The organism is Planococcus sp. YIM B11945 (assembly GCF_050864155.1).
In the GTDB taxonomy this organism is placed as follows: Bacteria; Bacillota; Bacilli; order Bacillales_A; family Planococcaceae; genus Planococcus.
In genome coordinates this window covers 329,291-345,251 of the sequence record NZ_JBOZWR010000004.1, presented here as the reverse complement: position 1 = coordinate 345,251, position 15,961 = coordinate 329,291, and the positions used below count along the sequence as shown (strand labels likewise).

The 15,961-nt window shown below is 40.9% G+C and carries 10 protein-coding genes; 5 read left to right on the top strand and 5 right to left on the bottom strand.

Annotation, left to right across the window (positions count from 1 at the left end; all coding sequences use genetic code 11):
- Window positions 1–28 precede the first annotated feature (28 nt).
- Genes ACRRQV_RS09620 through drmB form a run of 4 tightly spaced genes read left to right on the top strand, consistent with a single transcriptional unit; the run spans window position 29 to window position 7,916 of the window.
- A complete protein-coding gene (locus ACRRQV_RS09620) occupies window positions 29–985 on the top strand; it encodes a hypothetical protein (protein ID WP_432530155.1) in 957 nt (318 codons plus the stop codon).
- Window positions 963–2,477: a hypothetical protein gene (locus ACRRQV_RS09615; protein ID WP_432530153.1), complete on the top strand. Its 1,515-nt coding sequence runs from the start codon at window positions 963–965 to the stop codon at window positions 2,475–2,477. The genes ACRRQV_RS09620 and ACRRQV_RS09615 overlap by 23 nt, the downstream gene beginning before the upstream one ends.
- Window positions 2,478–2,486: 9 nt before the next feature.
- Entirely contained in the window at window positions 2,487–6,017 is a 3,531-nt protein-coding gene (locus ACRRQV_RS09610) for a helicase-related protein (RefSeq protein ID WP_432530151.1), read from the top strand.
- Between the two features lie 27 nt (window positions 6,018–6,044).
- The gene (gene drmB, locus ACRRQV_RS09605) at window positions 6,045–7,916 is read left to right on the top strand and encodes a DrmB family protein (RefSeq protein ID WP_432530149.1); all 1,872 of its coding nucleotides are present in this window, start codon (window positions 6,045–6,047) and stop codon (window positions 7,914–7,916) included.
- Between the two features lie 82 nt (window positions 7,917–7,998).
- Here the strand turns inward: drmB and ACRRQV_RS09600 are convergent, their stop codons facing one another.
- Window positions 7,999–9,249, bottom strand: a complete 1,251-nt coding sequence (locus ACRRQV_RS09600; protein ID WP_432530147.1) for a DNA cytosine methyltransferase — start codon at window positions 9,247–9,249, stop codon at window positions 7,999–8,001.
- 130 nt (window positions 9,250–9,379) lie between these two features.
- Here ACRRQV_RS09600 and ACRRQV_RS09595 point away from each other — a divergent pair, with 130 nt between their 5' ends.
- Window positions 9,380–11,101, top strand: coding sequence for a hypothetical protein (locus ACRRQV_RS09595; RefSeq protein ID WP_432530145.1), 1,722 nt, complete (start codon window positions 9,380–9,382; stop codon window positions 11,099–11,101).
- A 49-nt stretch (window positions 11,102–11,150) separates the two neighbouring features.
- Here ACRRQV_RS09595 and ACRRQV_RS09590 read toward each other — a convergent pair whose 3' ends face one another.
- From ACRRQV_RS09590 to ACRRQV_RS09575, 4 genes are all read right to left on the bottom strand, one after another.
- Window positions 11,151–11,585, bottom strand: coding sequence for a very short patch repair endonuclease (locus ACRRQV_RS09590; protein ID WP_432530143.1), 435 nt, complete (start codon window positions 11,583–11,585; stop codon window positions 11,151–11,153).
- Between the two features lie 227 nt (window positions 11,586–11,812).
- Complete coding sequence (locus ACRRQV_RS09585) at window positions 11,813–13,099, bottom strand: amidohydrolase (RefSeq protein WP_432530141.1); 1,287 nt, start codon at window positions 13,097–13,099, stop codon at window positions 11,813–11,815.
- 93 nt (window positions 13,100–13,192) lie between these two features.
- Entirely contained in the window at window positions 13,193–14,629 is a 1,437-nt protein-coding gene (locus ACRRQV_RS09580) for a M20 family metallopeptidase (protein ID WP_432530139.1), read from the bottom strand.
- Window positions 14,630–14,658: 29 nt separating this feature from the next.
- Window positions 14,659–15,804 (bottom strand): M20 family metallopeptidase, encoded by a 1,146-nt coding sequence (locus ACRRQV_RS09575; RefSeq protein ID WP_432530137.1) that lies wholly within the window; start codon window positions 15,802–15,804, stop codon window positions 14,659–14,661.
- Between the last annotated feature and the right edge of the window lie 157 nt (window positions 15,805–15,961).

The window sequence follows — 15,961 nt, the reverse complement described above, 5'->3', positions numbered from 1 at the left end:
GGAAGTGTTCAGTATGCTGAGAGATATTTTGAAATATAAAGCAGTAAGCAGTGGCTCTTTAGTTGAAATGGAGAATTGGATGAAGATGGCACATTTTCTTGGTTGGTTTGTCCATGAGCAAAAAGAAAAAGTGAAAATTTACGTTTCTGTTCCATCCAGTTTATTATTTTCATATTTTATAGTGCTAGGTTCGGTTGACTATGGATTTCAACAAAATATTGATAATCAAAATTTAAAGAATAAGTTTTTAAGCTTACAAAAAGGAAGCCAAGTCTTATATTTAGCAGGCGCTAAATGGAAGAAATGTACAGTCCTAGGAGTGGAAGATTTTCCAGGGTCATCCGGCGGCGTTGCAATAAAAATTAAAGACAATAAAAATTCCGTTACTTATGTATCTGAGCGCAGATGGCTTACTAATGTTAGGATTTTTAATAATGAAGCAAGTGAAGTCAAAAATGCGCAAATAGTGAAGAATGTGAGCAACATAGTTGAAGACAATATCCTAAACCTTTTTTATAAGAAGGAAAACTTAAGCGCAGCAGAAATGAAAAATAAACCAAAAATTATCGTTTCAGCTATAAAAAAAGAATGGATAGAAAATTTATCTTCTATAAAGTTTTTTGCAAAAGAACGCTTTATGGATTTCAGCAATTTCATTTTTTTAGACGAGTCCAAAACAACATTTAGAAATATTGAGTTGGTTTCTGAAAAAGTTAAGTTAAATGAATGGCACATAGACCAGAGCATAGCCTTGGTGATAGGTGCCGGAAAGAGTTTGCGGAGAATAGATGAATTCACTAATATAAAGAGCATTTATTTAGTGGACCAATATGAATCTACGGAGAAATTAGAAGACTTGAAAATGAAAATCGAACAAAGATTTTTAGTAGATGGATCTGCTTCTATCAATGGGCTTTTGTTGTCTGCCATGGAAGATGCAGGCATCAGCATACCGAAAGGGGTTGAGATATTTGCTTGGAAATAAGAAAACCAATTTACAATTAGTAAACCACTTCTACCATACTTCTAATGAAGTGCGGTTCGTACAAATTCAAGCTCCTGAAATTGAAGAACTGGTAGCCCACATAAAAAACTTGAAAGAAGAAGTCGGAAGATATTATGAGGGCGATGAAATACTGTTGCAGGAGACGGACGAATTTGTTTTAACGGTCCAACGCATGCTGGGAACTTTGAAAAGTTACAGCGCTTTCTTAAGAGAGATGAATTCAGCACTAGTTAAGTTTTTCACATTAACAAAGCGGCCAAGCTATAAAAATTTGCATGAGCTCTACGTAGAGCCATTGATTAAGGTGCTTGCGTCGCTTAGGAATAATGAGGGCAATGCATACATATCAAAGTTAACTGAATTATTATCAGAAGCCAAAAAAGAAGAAAAAGTTTATATCATTACTAGGCACCAAATGGAAGAAAAAGAGCTGCTGATCAATGATAGGCATATAGAAATTTATAAAGATAAAGAGTTTGTAAAACTAGGTTTGTTTGCTAATCAACTTTTTTTTATAGGTACACCCTCCTTTTTTGATAAAAAATTTTCTGAAATGTTTTTTTCTAAAAAGACATTTTTTTTAGGATACTCTTGTTTTGAGAATAATATTTCGCCAAGTGCCTCCTTTAGAAATCTAATTTCAAAGAAGTTAATAATAAATACAGTTTATAAAGGCGTTGACCTCCACTCAGGCCATAAAGGCATTGATTATAAAATCAGCATTAAACAGCCTTTAGAACAATATGATGAAGAAGAGATCGTAAAGAGGATTGAGAGCAGCCAAGCTATAAAAGGCGGCAATATCCAAGCGAAAATTGTCCATATCTCAAATAACAATTACACATTATTGCCGCTTGACCAATCCATCACAACAATTGATGGAGAAGCTTTAAAAATTCAGCAAACACAAATAAAGAACTTAGAAACAGGAGATTTATTGGTGTTCCGGACCCATAATGGATCTGCTTTAATCCGTGAGGTAGCAGACGATATTCTAGGAAAAAAAGCTTTTGCATTGCGGGAACAGCAAGAAAAATGGAAAAAAAGGCTGAAGTCAGATATAGAAATTCAAGGAATAGATGCAGTTGTAAAGGATTTACAAGATAACCATGGGGTTTTATATGTAAATAAATTAAATTTAAGTTATTGGGTAAGCCCTTTATGCATAAAGCCGGATGCACTCGAAAAAATACTTGCAGCTATGAAATTTGAGGAAAACGAGAGAAAAGAGATTATAAGGGCAACGAGAGAAATCTTTGCAGCCCATATTAAAGCGGGACGCAAAATCTCGAGAAGCTTAATGGAAGAAGTTAACGGCCACCTGGAAGAGGTACTTGGGGAAAAAGGATATTATAAATTTGAATCAAAGGTATTTGCAGGAGCTTCGTTTAACATAGAAGAGATCAAAGCAATATCAAAACAGACTGTTATGGTATCTGAAAACGAAATTTTAAAAATATTCAAAAACTGAGGTGGAAATATGGTTAAACTAGAAAACTCATTGCATAACCGGGAATTAATAATAAAATCGATTGAAGAAGAAATTATTGGCCCTGGAAATATAGAAAACTGCAAAAAAGCCTTCAATGGTAGCGGAAATACTCTAATAAATAACTTCGATGAACTTGGTGCAAATTATTATTGGTTGAATGCGGGAATCAAAGAGGAAGTGTTGCAAAAAGACAGTCCATCAAGAAGATATGCAGCAGGAATGCTTTATCCGGCCCAAGTGAAACAAGAAGAAGTCAGTGAAGAGGCTAAAGAAATTGGCCAAACCCAAGAAGAAGGCAAAGAAGGTTTTTACTCAGATGGCAATTCATCATCCAGTTCCGCCGCTAATCAAACTGTTAGCGAAGATTCAGGCCTAGATGAAGAACCTATAAAAGTTAACCAAAATGATTTTGCCCCTTCAACTATGGGGCTGACATTTTGTGTAGATGCTAAATCCGCATCTTTTGAAGTGGAGTTTTCTGCAGGGCTTTATAAAGCACACAAGGTGGAAGTGGATGTTAAAGGCCAGCAAAAAGAAGAAAACGATTATAAGTTTTCTCGGACATGGTGGCTGCGCGAAACGATAAAAGCAACTAAGGTAATCTTGTTAAGCGATTTTTCAGGAAAGGCTAATGGGCAAAAGCTGTACTCTTTGGAAGCAGCCAATTTAGCAGGCGAAAGAATCTCAAAAATTGATATGAAGTTGCATATTCAATGGAGGCTAAAAGGCAAATATCTATTGATTACGGCTACTGTGTTAAACAAAACGAAAATGCCTTATAAAGCAAAGCTGGACGAGCATACTACTTTCCAATCTAAAATAGAAATTTTTTCTCCAAATAATGGTTTTCTTAATTATCCCAAAGCTTATGAGCGGAATTTGCCTCTAAACGAAGAGGATTTGAACAATGAGCTTTTATTTAGAAAAAAAGCCAACTATGCTTTTGGACATGGCTGTTCTGTTACTTGGAACCAGCATGCGCAAAGCATTTCAAGCATCCAGACAACATTTGTGCCAAGATATGAAACTGAAAGCATGACGCCTGACGTAAAAGTTATGGCAGGCGGCAAGGAAGTCCCTCTTGTTATCCGCATGCAAGATTTAGCCAAGGCGAAAAACTATGAAGATATAGAAAAGGTTTTGCTGCCTTTAATTGAGGGCTATGGCAAGTGGATTTTAGAGCAGGAAGAAGAGAGCCATAATTTGCCTAAAGAACTTAAAGATTCTGCTGCGAAGAATTTAAATTTATGCAAAGATAGCTTAAAAAGAATGGAAAAAGGTTTGGTCCTCCTTCAAAAAGAAGAAGTATTAACGGCATTCAAGCTAGCCAATAAAGCGATGTTGCTGCAACAAATAAATGGCAAAACAATCAGAATGGCAAAATTAAAAAAAGAAAATAACCAAACTAAATTGGATTTTGACATACCTTTCAAAAAGGCTATGGAAAAAATGGGGCAGTTAGATTCTCTTGAAAATAGTTGGCGCGCATTCCAAATTAGCTTTTTCTTATTATCTATCCCTTCTTTAGTAGAAAAAGATTCTATAGACCGTGAAACGGTTGATTTAATATGGTTTCCAACTGGGGGAGGCAAAACAGAAGCTTACCTTGGAGTGGCAGCTTTTCAAATGTTTTACCGCAGAATTTTAAATCCTGAAGATGCTGGCGTAGATATTATTATGCGCTATACTTTGCGGCTTTTAACTGCAGACCAATTCCAGCGGGCTGCAAGGCTAATGTGCTCAATGGAATATATCCGGCGTAAAGAAAAAGGTCTTCTAGGGCAAACCCCATATTCGATAGGGATTTGGGTAGGGGCGGCAACTTCGCCAAACTCAAATAAAATAGCAATCCAGCAATTAAGGGCAATGCCTAGAGCAAAAGGGCAAGGGAATTTTGTAGTAACAAGATGCCCTTGGTGCGGCTGTGGATTAGGCAAAATTGGTTCTGGAAAAGAAGCACAAGTATTGGGCTTCTCAGAAAAAGATGGGGCATTGGCTGTTAGCTGCCCAGACCGTAATTGCGACTTTAGCGATGAAATCCCTGTTTACTTTGTGGATGAGGCAATATATAAGAAACAGCCTACTTTTTTGATAGGGACTGTTGATAAGTTCGTGCAATTGACGTGGAAACCAGAAGCAAGGACGCTTTTTGGAATAAATAAAGAAGGAGAAAGAGTTGTATCGCCCCCTCAAATCATTGTCCAAGATGAATTGCACTTGATATCAGGGCCTCTCGGCACATTAACCGGATTATACGAGGTGCTTATTGAAGAATTGTGCATAGACGACCGCGGAGAAGAAATTATACGCCCGAAAATCATCTCAGCAACTGCTACCATCAAAGAATTTGAAGAACAGGCAAAATGCCTTTTTGGGCGTACAAATGCAAGGCTTTTCCCGAGCCCGGGAATTGATATAGATGATTCCTTTTTTGCTAAAGTAGATACAGACGAAGAAGGGCGCCCAATGCCGGGAAGGAAATATGTTGGCGTCTATACATCAGTTATTAAAATCCTAATGGCCCAAGTAATGGCATATTCTGCAATCATGCAAAAAGTTGAAGAACTGCCGCCTGAGGAACGCGATCCATTTTGGACAATGCTTTCTTTCTATAATAGTTTAAGGGACTTAGGGGCGGGATTGAACTTGTTCAACAGTGACATTCCAACTTATATTGATGCATTAGTCAAAAGAGAGAATATTGAAAACAGAAGATACGTTGGTGTTCCGCTTGAGCTGACATCCCGAAAGCAAAGCAGCGAAATCACACAAACAATAGATGACTTGAATTACCCATACAAGAGCGAAGACAAGAAAAGCAAAAATAAAGCGCTCTCAGCTTGCTTAGCTTCTAATATTATTGAAGTGGGAGTTGATATCGACCGGCTTTCCTTAATGGGCATTGTAGGGCAGCCGAAAATGACGGCCCAATATATACAAGTAAGCGGGCGGGTAGGGAGAAGGCCGAAAGAAAGGCCGGGGCTAATCGTCATGGTCTATTCAAATAAAAATTCGCGCGATAAATCCCATTATGAGCATTTTAATGAATACCATCAACGTTTATATGCTCAAGTTGAAACAACAAGCCTAACGCCGTTTTCAAGCGCCTCTATCGACCGTGGTCTTACTGCCGTCTTAATTGCATTTTTAAGGCAACGGCTGTCTTGGGAGATAGCACAAACGCCAGACCGCCATGTAGTGAACAAATTCCGCAATGACCGAAGGTTTGTAGGCTTTTTAGAAAGGGCAAATGCAAGGGTTTCATTGATCGATGAGGGGCAATTGCCGTATTGGAAAGAAAGTTTGGCTACTTTTATGAATGCCTTATTAAAAGGGTCTTATGAAACCTGGGGAGTTGCTGATGATGCCCGCGGGTTAATGTACCAGTCAGGAAATATAATTGAGGGCGAAAAGAATCCCGGCAGCATCCCAGTCATCAATTCTCTTCGCAGCGTTGATGTAGAAAGCCGAGGAGTAATTGTGCAAATAGAGAGAGAAATTGAAGAATTTGTATGGTAAAAGAATTTGTATAGGGGGACTAACTGAATGAGATATTTGCCCTTAAGAAGAAGCAAACTTGTTGGAACAGAAGGGCCTGGTGCGCTCGTGATCAATCCAGAGGGCGAAACCGCTATTGTTGGCGCCCTTGATATGTGGTTCCGCAATTCTTACGGAGATCTTGCTGATGCTAAAAGTGAATTTGAAGTGTCAGAGCCTAGGTTGAAAGCAATCTTAGGAGTAGACAAATTCTATACACCGCCTGAATTCCGTGAACAAAAATTAAATGCCCAAGAAAAAATAGTAAACAGCAACTTAGTAACGCCGTTGCTCAAGTTTCCGCAATGGCATTACTGCAACAGCTGCAAGACGTTAAGAAAATTTGAATTGGACAGCACAACTTCATTCCAATACTGCAATAAATGCGAGGGAAAGAAATATTTTAAACAAGTTCCCTTCGTGGTGATTTGCGGCAATGGACATTTAACTGATTTCCCATGGCGGGAATGGGTGCATGGCAACGAAGAAACTAAATGCACTAGAGATTTAAGATTGCAAATGAGCGGAGGCACCACGCTCGATTCTTGGCAAATTGTATGCGAGAGCTGCAATAAGAGAAGAGATTTACGGGGCGTAACTACTGTTTCAAACAATGGCGATGTTGAAAAAAGCAATTTAGGCGACCAATTGAACCAAGGCAGCTCCAAAAAGTTTAATTGCCCTGGCCATAAACCTTGGGCAGGAGATGTACATGACTTAGATGAATGCCAAGCGCCGCCTGTCGCTATCCTGAGAAATTCTATAAATGCCTATATGGCAAAAAAAATAAGTGCAATTGCGATTCCTGGCGACCATAGCCAAGAAGTTGATTGGATTGTCAGCAAACTAAACTCGCCTTCAAAATACATGATCCGCTTAAACTTAGCCCGCCATTCAAAGTTGGAAGATAAAGTTGGTTTTATAAAAGATAATTTGAGGTCTGAACTAAAAGTTGATACTACTGACAGAGACATAGAAAGAGCGATATTGTACTTAGAGTCATCGGAAAAAACGGAATTCGATGAAGATGGCATTGAGCAGCCTGAAAAAATGTTAAGGGAAAAAGAATTTGAAAAACTTATTGAACGGGTAGATGCGCAGACGTTGCAGATAGAGCCTGAATGGGTATCTGGACAAGGAACGGAAAACTACTATTCAAAGTATTTGCAGCGGCTTTCAAAAGTTCTGCGCTTGAAGGAAACTGTAGCGCTCTACGGATTTGACCGGAAAGATTTCAACCTTGAATCGGATTTTAAAAGTTACTACCCAAGGCTTTATAAAGATTATTATGGATCCCAAGAAAAATGGCTGCCAGTAAATGAAGTTTACGGCGAAGGGATATTCCTGCAGCTTAATTTGGAACAAATACAGAAATGGGAAGAAGATGAAAAAGTCCAAATCTATTTCTTGAACTATCTAAAGCGAGTTGAACATATAGACCACCGAAATCTTGACGTTTTGCGGCCAAGGAATGTAATGCTGCATACTTTATCTCATTTTTTAATTGATGAATTCGCTAACACAAGCGGCTATAACAGGGCATCGATTAGAGAAAGGCTATATATGGGGGAAGAGCAGACAGGAGTATTAATATATATATCTGCTGGCGATTCAGAAGGAACGTTAGGAGGACTGGTCCGGCTTGGATCGGAAGGGAAATTTTTTGATCTATTAGACAAGTCTATATTAAAATCCCAGTGGTGCAGTTCAGATCCGGTATGCACAGAATTAGGAGAAGTCCAAGGGCAAGGCATAAACGGCTTGAATGGGGCAGCTTGTTATAATTGCTCCCATATTCCAGAAACATCTTGCGAGCTTTGGAATACTTATTTAGATAGGAAGTTATTGATAGATCCAGAGATTGGGTTTTTTAATAGTTAATAATAAATAAGGCATTCCTATTTCAATAAATGCTTTGTACATCTATTGAAAGGAATGCCTATCATTTTGTTTAAAAGTGAAATTAATTCATTACTTCTATTCTATTTTCTTTTATCAAGCCAATATTTTCTTTTGCAAATGTTGCTAGAGGCATAGCCATAGCTTTAGCTAATAACACTGGGACGGCATTTCCTATTTGCTTATACTGCTTATCCAATCGATTATTTTTCTGCACGGACATATTTCCTCCGTCAGAGAAAACAAACCAATCCGGAAACGTCTGAATGCGTGCAATTTCTTTTACCGACAAACGGCGATGCATAAATTCTTCGCCTGGAAGGTCCCATTTGTCAGTGCCTAACTTAATCATAGCGGGTCCGCCTGGATGCATAGGCGCTTGCCGGCCAGAAGCTTGTATAGTAAAGCTTTGTTCGTTCCAACCCTTTTTTCTATTTCGTGATAAGTAGATAGGAGAGAATCCGCCGGTGAACCAATCGCCAGGTTCAGCCTCCAAATCTCCAATGGCTTCTTTTAAAGTAACAAAAGGAATCTTATTTTCGCCATGGGTAGCTTCGGGATGGTTGTATTCAAAATCTATATCTTCTCTCACTCCCACGATAAATACCCGTTCTCTTAATTGGGGAACGCCATAGTCGCGTGCATTAACAAGCTCAAATTTTACGGTATATCCAGCAGAGGCGAAGTCTTGGACAATTTGGTTTAAAACCTCGCCTTTTCCTAAAGTCATCATCCCTTTAACATTTTCTGCAATAAAAGCAAAAGGCTTTGCTTGGAGAAGGCAGCGTATAAAATGCGTATAGAGAAAGTTTCGTTCATCATCGATCAATCGAGGTCCGGCCTCGCTGAAACCGGGGCAAGGAAAGCCGCCCAGGACTAAATCAGCTTTAGGGAATTTTTTAACTTTTCTTATATCTAGCGGCTGCTGAAATACTTCAGGGAAGTTAAGCTTGTAAGACTCATTAGCTTCTTTAAAAAGATCATTAGAGTACACAGTGTGGAAAATGCTCTCGCTTCTAATGGCATTGAAGGCTTCTTTATCTTCAAAAGCTTTTAGTGCTTTTTCTTCCCCAATTGTTGCAGCTAAACCAGCTAATTCAACGCCTAAATCGAGGCCTCCGCAACCAGAAAATAAACTAATTACATTTATTTTATCATTACGGTAATCAAGGGGTGGCAGTTCAAATTCTGTTTGGAGAGCATTGATAGCTTCATCTTCAGCTGCTATTTTATCTAACAAAAGTTGTTTTACTAGTTCAGGGTTATATTCTTTTAAAGGGCGGTATTTTGCTCGTCCTCTTTCATCAAGTTTCACTTATAGTACCTCCCGTAAAAATGGTATAGATTATTTTAGCATTTTATGAAGAAGAAGGCCAGTTTTTTATCTTATTTAATTGTTTAATAGAACAATCTATACAAGATATACATATAATGGAGTGAAAATCATGAAGGAAAATCCACGCCAAATCGGCGACAAACATGTAAAAGAAGTTTACCTTGCATTAAAAAAATACGTAAATAAAGAAGATCTAGGCTTTTGTACGGAAGCTGTACATAAAACAGCAACTTATATTATAGATTGCTATCCAAATATCAAATGCGTCTTTTCGAAATTTGATTTCAGCAAAACAGAAAAAGAAGATCTTTTATTAGTTTTAGAGGATGGATCGAAAATACGCGTTAATTTGTTTTTAATTAAAAAAGGCGGGAGAATCCAACCAAAAAATTTAGGGGCAAAAAGTTTCTTAGAAAAATATTTTTTGCAAGAAAAATTACAAGATCATTTTAATGCTAAATTTGAAGAAGCTTACAACAGATTTTTGAAGAGGTTATACGAAGAAAAATATGGTTTCCCTTATTTGGGGGACCAAAAAGAATTGAAAAAAATAATTAAGGAGAAGTTCCAAAGTTTCACTCCTGAAATAAATCCGATGAGAGATGAATTTTTGTATAGCCTTCGGGAAGAATGTTTTGCGTTGCTTACGGATTTTTACAATGGCAAAAACCAAGAGTTTTTGCATGCATATAATACCTTGCTAATGGTAGGCGATTTTAATGTAATTACGGTTTATGGAAAAGGTGGCTCTGCCCAGATAGAAACTTTTGAAGCGAAAAAACCAAGCTTTGATGATATTCAAATTTATAAAACAGGGAAAAGCACAGTAGGGATAAGATGCGGTGAAATAGGATTGACTTTGCGGTTTAAGTTCGAAAGCAGACCTAGTTCTTCTATTAAATTGGCTACAAGCTATGAGTATTTTACTGAAGAAAATAGTTTTAAAAATAAAAATGAAAATGAAATTACGTTAAGAAAAGTAGAAGAGCTAATGCATAATCATAACTTTGAAAAAGCCAAAAATACTAGCAATGCTATTGGGAAGTGCCATGAGGCGATAACTTATTATTATTTTTTGAGCGAATACCCAAACATCTTACAAGTCGAAACAGATAAATGCATTGATTTGCTTTCCCAATATAGCTCTCTAATAGACCCAGAACTTTTGGGGATGCTTTTTCAATCAACATCGACAATAGTGCCAGCAATTAGAGAGAGGCTCAGTGCAAAATATAAAAATTATGAGATTGAAAGCATAGAATTAATTCCGGAAAGTTATATCGTAGATAGGTTAAATACGGGAGATATACAATTAGTTTTAAGGATTAACGGCAAATATCTTACTGAGGATATTTCACTCAAAGCAATTGCTAAGAAGAGCGGAAAAATAACAACTAAAAATCCTGGTGTCGGCACAATTTTGGGACCGATATACTTTAATTTAGGAAGCATGGATTCTATTGTTTCCGAAACAAAATCACATTACGAAAGCGGAGCAATTGGCCGAAGGGAAGTTTTGGAGAATTTATCAGAAGAGTTAGGGGCGAAATTACAAGAAGCTTCTCAAGAAAAACTGAAAAAAGGGATTGAAAGCCTTATAGGGAAGGCATTAATGGCTATTACTTACTATAAAGAAAAAGCTAGCATATGCAAAAAACCTTCAGAAATAAATGGTGAAATTAATGTTTATGTGAAGAGCCCATCGCCTATACAAAATACACTATCTTGGAATGAGAATCTTGAAATGCTGAATCTCAGGATGAAATTTAGTAAAGGGGAAGAACATGGATGGTCTTCCGTAAAACTAACTTCTGAATACCAAATAAAGTAACTCCAAAAGATTTTCTTGAAAATAAGAACATCAAAAAACCGGGAAAATCCTATATATTTTTACGGACAGAGATGTCCTTCGCCTTTAATATAAATGCTGAGAGTTCATCAATTACTGCATCTAAGTCTTCTTTTATGGAATGTTCCCAAATCCGTATTATATGCCACCCGCGCTGTGTATAGTATTCTTTAACTTTTGCTTCTCTTTGTATATTCCGGTTTAATTTTTTGTCCCAGTATTCTTGATTTGTTTTCGGTCTATGTCCATGTATTTCGCAAAAGTGCCAAAAACAAGAATCAATAAAAATTACTACTTTATATTTTTTTATAGAAATATCAGGTTTTCCAAATAGGGAGCGATCATTTTTTCTATAACGAAAACCTCTTTTCCATAATTCTTTAGAAACTAAGTTTTCTAATTGAGATTGGGATTTTATTGATTTCATAACTTTGCTGCGTTGTTCTTTTGTTATTTTGTCAGCCATTATGAATTCCTCCTTTCGTGTACATTTAACCTTCTTGTGAAGGTTTAAAACAATACTGGCGAAAATTGAAATTTTACGTATAAAGATGATGCATTTAGGCAGTTAAGCTGGTATAGCGATAAAAATTTAGCCGTGTATGGCTCCAAAATACGGAGCGCTTTGAAATTACTTTTGTCGTTTCTTGATAGGAAAAGCCGCTGTAGCAGAATACAGCGGCTTTTTTCTATTCAAGTTACCCCATTCAACTCAACCGCTGCCCGGTACAAAACATCAACTCCGGCAAACAGCGATTCTTCGTTGATGTCGAAGAGCTTGTTGTGGTGGCCTGCCGCAAGATCGGTGCCGACGATGCAATAAGTCGCTTCGCCGCCGTGGGCTTTGACGCGCTCCATGAAATAAGTGGCATCTTCGGAACCGGCCGAACTGTTGTCTTCGAGAACCACTTCGTCAATGAAAGGAGAGCCTTTAGCGGCTTCAGCCAGTTTTTCAGCAAGGGCAAGGGTGGAGTCGCAGTTGATGGCTTCGCCCGCAACATCAATTTCGTAGTCCACGCCGTACATTTGGGCCGCTCCTTTAATGACGGCTATAGCCTGCTCTTTTACGTAGTGGTTGATGGAAGAGTTGGCGCCGCGCGTTTCGATTTTCATGTCGGCCGTGTCGGCAATGATGTTGCGGCCGCTCCCGGCATGGAGTTCGCCGACATTGACGCGGGACGCTCCGTTTGAATGGCGGGAAATGGCATGGATATTGAGCGCTGCGCTGGCCGCAGCCAGCAGGGCATTGCGGCCATCCTGCGGCTGTGCGCCGGCATGGGAAGCCATGCCGCGGAAGGAAACGTTCATTTTCGTTGTGGCAAGAAACCCGTTGGCCGCTGCGACAAAGTGGCGGTGCGGCACGCCGGTTCCCAAATGGACCGCGATGAAACGGTCGACATCATCCACCACGCCTGCGGCCGTCATTGACTTTGCCCCGCGCACCCCTTCTTCTGCCGGCTGGAAGATGATGCGGATGGTTCCAGTAAACTGATCGGCGTTTTCCGCCATTAAATTTGCGAGTCCGAGGCCGATCGACGTGTGGCCATCGTGGCCGCAGGCGTGCATGGAGCCTGGCGCGACGGAACGGAATCCTTCTTTCTCCGGAAGGTGGTCCGCATCGTCGCTTTCAAAAATCGGCAAGGCATCCATATCAAAACGGAACGCCGTGACCGGCCCTTCTTTTCCGGTTTCCCAATCCGCAACGATTCCGGTGAAGCCATCCAGGAAGAGGCCGAAATAATCGGGGTTTGCTCCGTTCTGCTCTGCCCATTCAGCGTGTGCGGCTACAGTCTTTACGCTGGGACGGCCCATCATCTCTTTTGAAACCATCACTTCGCGCCCGGTGCGGAGTTTGAAGCCCAGGCGGTCGAGTTCTGCGGCCACGATGGACGCTGTCCGCATTTCCAGAAATCCCTGTTCCGGGTATTGGTGAAAATCCCGGCGCCATTCTACAAGCTGTTGTTTCAATTGGTCATTCATCGGTTTACACATCCTTTTATTAGTATGGAAAATGAAAAAGCCGGCCGGTTTTGAACGGCCGGCTTTGGTCTTTGCAATCAAAAACTTTTTTGATCAGGAACGGGCCAGCTTCGATGGTTTCACGTCGGCTGGAATGGGATTGGTGTAGGGGTTCTTTGCACTGAATGCTTCAAACTCCTCTTTAACCGGCTGAAGGCCATCTGGCTGCTCAAATAATTTAATCGCGGTGAGTGCCAAGGCTCCTGCAGAACGCAGCATGGCTTTATGGGCATTGGTCGAAATTCCCTGGCTCGTCATCTGCCACGTATGGAGCGGTGTGCCGAGTGCGGAAGTGGAGGTGCTGAGCTGCGCAGTCGGCACGTTCCAGCTGACATCCGCCACATCTGTCGATCCCGATAGAACTTCATCCGATGCGGCATAAGGCGAGATGGATTCCGACAAATACTTGCCCTCGAATTCACTGCCGTCTCCGGCATAGCCGAATCCCCGCATGCCCTCCAAATAGCCGTTCTTTTCCCCTTCGGAAAGGGAGTTGAAAATGCTTTTCGCGAATGCTTTTTCTTCTTTGCTCGGCGGTTCAACGCCGATTTCAGTCAGGCTCTCGTAAAGCACTTTTTCAAGCGCACGGTTCGGGACATAATTTGAGCAGGCTTTATCAAAACGAATGGTCAGTTCAGTTTCTGTCATGAGGGCGGCGCCTTCTGCAATTTTAACGACCCGCTTGTAAATCTCATCCACTTGTTCGATTTTCGGAGCGCGCACCAAGTACAGCACTTCGGCGTCCGCCTGCACGACGTTCGGCGACAGGCCGCCCGTATTGGTGACGGCATAATGGATGCGGGCTTCCGAAATGATGTGTTCCCTTAAATACTGGACACCGACATTCATCAATTCCACCGCATCAAGCGCGCTGCGGCCAAGATGGGGCGAATTCGCCGCATGGGAGGCAAGCCCTTTGAACTTGAAATAGACTTGATAGTTTGCGAGCGAGCTCAAGCTCATGATGCTGTTCGACGGAGAAGGATGCCAGCTGAGCGCGATATCCAATCCTTCGAACACTCCTTCACGCTCCATGAACGTCTTGCCGGAACCGCCTTCCTCGCCTGGACAGCCAAAAAATCGGACCGTTCCCGGCAGCCCTTTTTCTTCCAAATAGGCTTTTGCCGCACACGCTGCCGCGAAAGCGCCGGTGCCGAGCAGATTGTGGCCGCAGCCATGACCGGCGTTTTGCGATGACGGCTTGTATGAAGCTTCGTCCGGCTCCTGTCCGAGTCCTGACAGCGCATCAAATTCACCAAGAAAGCCGATAAAAGGTTGGCCTTTTCCGTAAGTGGCGACAAAGGCTGTTTCAATGCCGCCAGCTCCGCGTTCCACTGCAAACCCCTGTTTCTCGCATTGATCCGCGAGATAGGCGGAAGACTGGTATTCCTCAAAGCGAATTTCCGGGTGCCGGAATATATACTCGCTGACTTCCGTGAAATAATCTTTTTTACTGGCTAAAAAGTTTTCGGTAAAATCGATGAGTGACATGAAAAACTGAACCCTCCTTGCCGAATTTCTTATTTTTTTGCTATCTCCAAACAAAGTTCGGAAATGAAAGCGCAGCGCTGAGTGAACTGGGCAAATTGAATGTGCTCATGAAGAGCGTGGGGGCCATCCCCTGGAATTCCCAGGCCATCAAGCGTAGGAATGCCTAAAGCAGCAGTGAAATTTCCGTCGCTTCCGCCGCCGGCTTTTGCTTCTTTGATGTCGATTCCCAGGCGATTTCCGGCAATGAGGGCTTTTTGATACAAGGCTTCGCTTTGTGCGCTTTTTTCCATTGGCGGGCGATTCAACTCTCCGGAAAGGGTCAGTTCCGCCGCCGGATTGAATGGCTGCAGGCTTTCAATTGTTTTGATCAGTTTCTCCGCTTCTTCATATGTAGTGACCCGGAAGTCAATGTCCGCTTCAGCAAATGCCGCAACTACGTTGCTGCTGGTTCCGCCTTTAACCACTCCGACATTGACGGTTGTGCCTTTCTCGTAGTCCGTCAGTTTTTCCAGTTCAACGATTTGCTTGGAAAGTTCAAGAATGGCGTTCACTCCGTCCTCATGGTGGTTTCCGGCATGGGCACTCACCCCTTTAACTTGAAGTGTATAGCGCCCAACTCCTTTTCGTTCTGTTTTCAATGCAAACGAACCCGAAACGGGAGGCTCCATCACAAGAACCGCATCGCACGTGCTTGCCACTTTTTCTATCAATGGCCGCGAGGTTTCGCTGCCGACTTCTTCATCCGAAGTAAAAAGAAATACGGGGGAAAACGGCAGCTCCTGGATTTCTTGCTGGAGCGCACGGACGGACCAAACGGACGACAGCAATCCGGCTTTCATATCAAATACACCTGGCCCGTATAGGTCTGTGCCTTTCTCGACAATTGGAAGAACGCCTGTATCCCAAACCGTATCAAAATGGGACAAGTATAAGATGCGCGGTTTTTCTGAAGGTTCTTCAAGCTGAAATAGAAGGTGATCGCCGGCAGCTTCCTGCTCGAACGACTCCAGCTTCCAGTTGCCGAATAAGCGTTTTTGGAAAACTTCCGTTAAAACTCTTCCGCATTCATCCACTTTCTGTTTATTTCGGCTAGGAGATTCCGATTGGATCAATTTCAATAAATCTTCTTTTATGAGCTCTTTGTTTTCTTCCAAATAGTTGAAAAATGTATTCATTCAGCAAAAACTCCTTCTAATTAGTGATGTTTATACATAATCATATATAAAAATAAAAATCAAGACAATTTAGAAAAAACTAAAAACTCTATTGACACTGGAAAAACCGGCAGGTAAAGTAATAAGAAAATATTAGGGAAATTTTCCTTAAATAAAG

Bases quoted from the DNA above. Each gene is read 5' to 3' on its own strand.
- ACRRQV_RS09610 (WP_432530151.1), top strand. From the start codon at position 2,487: ATGGTTAAACTAGAAAACTCATTGCATAACCGGGAATTAATAATAAAA.
- drmB (WP_432530149.1), top strand. From the start codon at position 6,045: ATGAGATATTTGCCCTTAAGAAGAAGCAAACTTGTTGGAACAGAAGGG.
- ACRRQV_RS09595 (WP_432530145.1), top strand. From the start codon at position 9,380: ATGAAGGAAAATCCACGCCAAATCGGCGACAAACATGTAAAAGAAGTT.
- ACRRQV_RS09590 (WP_432530143.1), bottom strand. From the start codon at position 11,585: ATGGCTGACAAAATAACAAAAGAACAACGCAGCAAAGTTATGAAATCA.
- ACRRQV_RS09585 (WP_432530141.1), bottom strand. From the start codon at position 13,099: ATGAATGACCAATTGAAACAACAGCTTGTAGAATGGCGCCGGGATTTT.
- ACRRQV_RS09580 (WP_432530139.1), bottom strand. From the start codon at position 14,629: ATGTCACTCATCGATTTTACCGAAAACTTTTTAGCCAGTAAAAAAGAT.
- ACRRQV_RS09575 (WP_432530137.1), bottom strand. From the start codon at position 15,804: ATGAATACATTTTTCAACTATTTGGAAGAAAACAAAGAGCTCATAAAA.